We start from the raw sequence: 558 nt of genomic DNA on the forward strand, positions 1-558 counted from the left end.
GCGCACCTGGCCTTCCTGAGCATCCACACCGGCCCGTCCAAGATCCAGGACGGCGCCGAGGCCCACCCCGACTGGTCCACCGACATCCACGACGTGCCGACGGGGCAGATCCCCGCGGTGAAGGAGGAACACCCGTGACCGAGACCCTGTTCATCGACGGACGCTGGGAGGCCGCCGCCGAGGGCGGCACCCGCACCATCGTCTGCCCGGCCGACGGCACCGAGGTCGGCGTGGTCGCCGAGGCCACGGCCGAGGACACCGGGCGTGCGATCGCCGCGGCCCGTCGTGCCTTCGACGACGGCCGCTGGTCGTCGGTGCCCGCCCCGGCGCGCGGTGACCTGCTGCTGCGGGTGGCCGCCCGGCTGCGCGAGCGCAAGGACGAGTTCGCCCGCGCCGAGTCCCTGGACACCGGCAAGCGCCTGGCCGAGTCCGAGATCGACATGGACGACATCGCCGCGTGCTTCGCGTGGTTCGGCAAGAACGCCGCCGAGCAGGCCGGCCGCATCGTGGACGCGGGCGACCTGGCCGTGGTCTCGAAGGTCGTCACCGAGCCGGTGG

At 73.8% G+C, this 558-nt stretch carries 1 protein-coding gene; it reads left to right on the forward strand.

What is annotated here, in order from left to right:
• Positions 1 to 134: 134 nt before the first annotated feature.
• Positions 135 to 558 (forward strand): aldehyde dehydrogenase family protein (locus RCG67_RS17240; protein ID WP_368828032.1); only part of this gene is annotated, 424 nt, incomplete at its 3' end.

The sequence above is a fragment of the Kocuria cellulosilytica genome, assembly GCF_040981245.1.
Classification (GTDB): domain Bacteria; phylum Actinomycetota; class Actinomycetes; order Actinomycetales; family Micrococcaceae; genus Kocuria; species Kocuria cellulosilytica.